Raw genomic sequence first — 3,435 nt, 5'->3', positions numbered from 1 at the left:
GGCGCGTCCGACGAGTGTGCCTGCTGCCCGTGATCCGTCGAGGAAGATGCGGTCACGGTGCGGGGGGAAGCGCGGACGCCGACGACAGCGGGCGATCCTCGATCGTGGCGCCGAGCCTCGTCGCGTGCCGCTGATCCCCCGGCTGTGCCCGCGGGTGCCGGTCCGTCGGGCGACCCCGGCGGGAGCGGCGGGTGCGCACGGCGGCGAAGACCCGGCATCCGAGGTAGAAGGCGAAGGACAAGGTGGTGATGTAGGGGCTGATCGGGAGCGTTCCGCCGAGGGCGAGCAGGATCCCGCCGACGGTGGACGTGGTGGCGAACAGCACCGACAGCGTTGTGGCCAGGCCTCGGCGGGCGGTGGCGACCTCGGGGTCGAGGCTGGCGAAGGTCAGCGGCCGCCACAGCACCAGCAGCGCTGCGAGGACGATCCCGGCGATGAGGGAGAGTACGGCGAGCCGGGAGGTGTCCACGGCCACGATCTGGCCGGTGAGCAGGCCGAACTTGTTCGCGGCCCGGCCTTTGTACAGGGCGAGGAACAGGACGCCGAGCCCGAGGCCGAAGGGCATGAGGACCCCGATGAAGGAGTTGCGGTTCCGGGCCCGTTCCCCCATCAGCCCGATCAGCAGGGCTGCGAGCAGTGCTCCGATCAGGGAGCCGGTGACGACGTTCGCGCCCAGCAGGAGGAAGCCCGCCGCGCCGGCGAAGGACAGCTCGCTTACGCCGTGCACCGCGAACGCGAGGTCCCGGTAGGTCACGAAGACGCTGATGACACCGCACAGGACACCGAGGACAGCGTCGGCGAGGATCGAGTTGTGGAGCAGGGACAGCAGTTCGCCGTAGTCGTCGAAAACGAACATCCGGTCCCACAGGCTCATCGGACCGCCTGTAGGTCATGAGGGGCTTCCGGAACCCCGCTGATGAAGATCCGGCCGGCCGACCAGTCCACTGTGATATCGGTGTCGTGCAGCGCGGACAGGTTTTCCGACGCCAGGACGTCGCCGGCTGGTCCCAGCCCGATGCCGCCGGCGGCGAGATACAGGACTCGGTCGGCGTACGGGAGGATCGGGTTGATGTCGTGCGTGACGAAGAGCACAGCGGTGCCGTGGGTGTGCCGCCGTCGGTTGATCAGGGTCGACAGGGCCTCGCGGCGCGGTGCGTCCAGCGAGGCCAGTGGCTCGTCGCACAGCAGCAGCACCGGATCGGTCGCCAACGCCTGGGCCATCCTGATCCGCTGCATCTCGCCGCCGGAGAGCCCTGCTACGGCCCGGTTGGCCAGGGCGGTGGCGTCGACCGCTGCGAGTGCTTCGTCGACCCGGTGCCGGCGGGTGCGGGCGGGCCGGCCTGGCCCCCACCGTCTCCCGTCCAGGCCGAAGCGCACCAGTTCGTGTACCAGGACCGGGGCCAGTGGGGCGGTGGCCTGCTGCTGGGGCACGTAGCCGATCCGGCTGCTGCCCCGCCGCGGTGGCTCGCCATCAACCGTGATCACGCCTGTACGCAGTGGGTGGAGCCCGAGGGCCACTCGCAGCAGGGTGGTCTTGCCGGCCCCGTTCGGCCCCAGCACCGCCAGGAACTCGCCTGCGGCCAGGTCCAGATCGAGCCCCGACCACAGGGTGCGGGTGCCGTACCCGACCGAGCCGTCCCGGATCCGTAGCACCGGATCAGGCGAGCTCATGTCTTCAGCGCTCCGGCCACCGCGTTCAGGTTCTCGGTCATCCAGGTCACGTAGTCCTTGCCGGCGGGCAGGGTCTCGGTCACCGGTACCACCGGTACGTTCGCGGTCTTCGCGGCGTCCAGGACCTTCTCGGTCTCCACCCCGGTCGTCTGCTCGTTGTAGGCGAGCAGTTTGACCTTCCCGTCGTTGAACAGGGCGAGGGTGTCCGCGAGGGCGGCGGGTGGGACACCTTCGCCTTCCTCGATCGCCTCGCTGAACTCCTCGGGGGTCTCGTTCTCCAGCCCGCAGGCCTCCAACAGGTAGAGCGGGAGCGGTTCGGTGATCGCGACACCCGCGCCCGCCGCGGTCTCCTTGATCGAGGCTTCGGTGCCCTTCAACGTCGTCAGCTTGTCGGTGAACGCCTTCTCAGGACCTCCGCGCCACACTGACCTACGGGCTCGCAGGCACCACAGAGGGACGACGTCGGACCGGACGGCACCAACATCCTCATCAGGACAGGGTGCCGGCGCAAGCCGGCATGATCACTGACCTGGGACGATGGGGTTGCTGAGGCCAACATCCATCCGACAGGCGGAGGGCACTTCCGAGGTGCGATTGTTGCATACCCCCTCGAAGATCGATCTCCGGTATGACGACCCGAACCTGGTCGCCGCCGCCGGGCTGGTGCCGGTGATGCGGCTGGCCGAGCGGGCCGGCCTGCCCGGCCTGGTCGCCGAGCACGTCCGCCTACCCGCCGCGGCCGGATCGGCCGGGGCGAACGTGGAGGCGAAGGTCGGCTGTGTGGTCGCGGGCATGGCCGCCGGAGCGGACAGCATCGACGACCTGGCGCTGCTGCGCCACGACGCCCTGGGCGAGCTGTTCGGCGGGATCCGGGCGCCGTCGACGCTGGGGACATTCCTGCGGGCGCTGACCTGGGGCAACGTCCGCCAGCTCGGCAAGGTCCACCGGCTGCTGCTCACCGAACTGTCCGCGACGACCCCGCTGCTCGGCGGGGCCGGCGTGCTGGCGTTCGTCGACCTGGACTCCTGCCAGCGCCGGGTGTTCGGCCCGGCCCAAGCAGGGCGCCGCCTTCGGCCACACCAAAATCGCCAGTAAGTCGGTGTTCGTCCGCGGCCTCAACGCCCTGATCGGCACGGTCTCGACCCCGACCGGCGCCCCGCTGGTCGCGGCCACCCGGCTGCGCGGCGGCAACGCCGTCTCGTCCAGGGGCGCGGCTAGCTTCCTCACCGAGACCCTCGCCACCGCCCGCGACGCCGGCGCCACCGGGATCATCGTCGCCCGGATGGACTCCGGCTTCTACACCGCCGACGTCGTCGCCGCCGCGTCAAAGCCCTCAACCCCAAGGCCAGCCCCGGCCAGGGCGACCTGTTCCCGGCCTGGCGCTACCACGCCGTGTTCACCGACAGCCCGTTCACCCTCGCCCAGACCGAGACCCAGCACCGCGGCCACGCGATCATCGAACAGGTCAACGCCGACCTGATCAACGGCCCGCTCGCCCACCTGCCCTCAGGCCGCTTCACCGCCAACGCCGCCTGGCTCACGCTGGCTGCCCTGACCCACAACCTTCTGCGCGCCGCCGGCGCCCTGGCCTCGCCGTTCCACGCCCGCGCCCGCGGCGCCACCCTGCGCGCCCACCTGATCAACATCCCCGCTCGCCTCGCCCGCCGCGGCCGCGGCCAGATCACCTTGCACCTGCCCACCGGCTGGCACGCCGAAAACGCCCTGACCGGCCTGTTCACAGCCCTGCGCACCCCCGCCCAGGCC

4 protein-coding genes and 1 pseudogene are annotated in these 3,435 nt (G+C 70.9%); 2 read left to right on the top strand and 3 right to left on the bottom strand.

Annotation, left to right across the window (positions count from 1 at the left end; genetic code table 11):
- Window positions 1-52 precede the first annotated feature (52 nt).
- From AC08OP_RS22975 to AC08OP_RS22965, 3 genes are read right to left on the bottom strand one after another with little or no spacing between them, the layout of a single operon-like run.
- Window positions 53-874: a metal ABC transporter permease gene (locus AC08OP_RS22975; protein WP_476616075.1), complete on the bottom strand. Its 822-nt coding sequence runs from the start codon at window positions 872-874 to the stop codon at window positions 53-55.
- Window positions 871-1,671 (bottom strand): metal ABC transporter ATP-binding protein, encoded by an 801-nt coding sequence (locus AC08OP_RS22970; RefSeq protein ID WP_476616074.1) that lies wholly within the window; start codon window positions 1,669-1,671, stop codon window positions 871-873. The genes AC08OP_RS22975 and AC08OP_RS22970 overlap by 4 nt, the downstream gene beginning before the upstream one ends.
- Window positions 1,668-2,096 carry a metal ABC transporter solute-binding protein, Zn/Mn family gene (locus AC08OP_RS22965; RefSeq protein WP_476616073.1) on the bottom strand — a complete coding sequence of 143 codons (429 nt, stop codon included), beginning with the start codon at window positions 2,094-2,096 and terminating at the stop codon, window positions 1,668-1,670. Before AC08OP_RS22965 ends, AC08OP_RS22970 begins: the two co-directional genes overlap by 4 nt.
- Before the next feature lie 172 nt (window positions 2,097-2,268).
- On the opposite strand from AC08OP_RS22965, the gene AC08OP_RS22960 reads away from it, so the two are divergent.
- Window positions 2,269-2,766, top strand: coding sequence for a hypothetical protein (locus AC08OP_RS22960; protein WP_476616072.1), 498 nt, complete (start codon window positions 2,269-2,271; stop codon window positions 2,764-2,766).
- 270 nt (window positions 2,767-3,036) lie between these two features.
- Window positions 3,037-3,435, top strand: a pseudogene (locus tag AC08OP_RS22955) (IS1380-like element ISGosp1 family transposase); the annotation flags it as partial.

The organism is Frankia sp. CeRuru1 (genome assembly GCF_977966315.1).
The sequence above is the reverse complement of the archived record's forward strand: the minus strand, read 5'-3'. Positions and strand labels throughout refer to the sequence as shown.

What these genes read in the sequence shown, in the direction of transcription:
- AC08OP_RS22970 (WP_476616074.1), bottom strand. Translation starts at nt 1,671, where the DNA reads ATGAGCTCGCCTGATCCGGTGCTACGGATCCGGGACGGCTCGGTCGGG.
- AC08OP_RS22975 (WP_476616075.1), bottom strand. Translation starts at nt 874, where the DNA reads ATGAGCCTGTGGGACCGGATGTTCGTTTTCGACGACTACGGCGAACTG.